The organism is Vibrio sp. 2134-1, assembly GCF_033339495.1.
This window is the reverse complement of record NZ_JAWOUS010000176.1, coordinates 1-949: the sequence shown is the minus strand read 5'-3', so window position 1 is coordinate 949 and position 949 is coordinate 1. Positions and strand designations below refer to the sequence as shown.

General features: G+C 60.6%; 1 protein-coding gene and 1 pseudogene. Both read right to left on the bottom strand.

The features are described from left to right. Window positions 1-177 (bottom strand): recombinase family protein (locus tag R7R78_RS24750; protein ID WP_225474451.1); only part of this gene is annotated, 177 nt, incomplete at its 3' end. Between the two features lie 296 nt (window positions 178-473). Continuing rightward, a pseudogene (gene intI1, locus R7R78_RS24745) lies at window positions 474-949 on the bottom strand (class 1 integron integrase IntI1); the annotation flags it as partial.

Here is a 949-nt window from a genome sequence, read left to right as displayed (position 1 = left end):
CACCACGGTGTCGCCCTCGCGGACGAAGGCCAGCAGCCTTTCCAGCTCGGGACGCTGGGTGTCCTTGCCAGAAGCCTTGTCGGTGAACACCCGCGCCACCTGAACACCCTCCAATTGCCGTTCCGGGTTCTGGTCGAAGCTGCTGACGCGGACATAGCCGATGCGTTGACCTTGCAAGATGCCTCCAAAGGCAAAAGTGTCAGGATGAAATCTATTACCTTTGACGGAATATGTCAATCAATAGGAAATTTAACTCTATTCTGACATCGTTTGTCGTTTTCAGAAGACGGCTGCACTGAACGTCAGAAGCCGACTGCACTATAGCAGCGGAGGGGTTGGATCCATCAGGCAACGACGGGCTGCTGCCGGCCATCAGCGGACGCAGGGAGGACTTTCCGCAACCGGCCGTTCGATGCGGCACCGATGGCCTTCGCGCAGGGGTAGTGAATCCGCCAGGATTGACTTGCGCTGCCCTACCTCTCACTAGTGAGGGGCGGCAGCGCATCAAGCGGTGAGCGCACTCCGGCACCGCCAACTTTCAGCACATGCGTGTAAATCATCGTCGTAGAGACGTCGGAATGGCCGAGCAGATCCTGCACGGTTCGAATGTCGTAACCGCTGCGGAGCAAGGCCGTCGCGAACGAGTGGCGGAGGGTGTGCGGTGTGGCGGGCTTCGTGATGCCTGCTTGTTCTACGGCACGTTTGAAGGCGCGCTGAAAGGTCTGGTCATACATGTGATGGCGACGCACGACACCGCTCCGTGGATCGGTCGAATGCGTGTGCTGCGCAAAAACCCAGAACCACGGCCAGGAATGCCCGGCGCGCGGATACTTCCGCTCAAGGGCGTCGGGAAGCGCAACGCCGCTGCGGCCCTCGGCCTGGTCCTTCAGCCACCATGCCCGTGCACGCGACAGCTGCTCGCGCAGGCTGGGTGCCAAGCTCTCGGGTA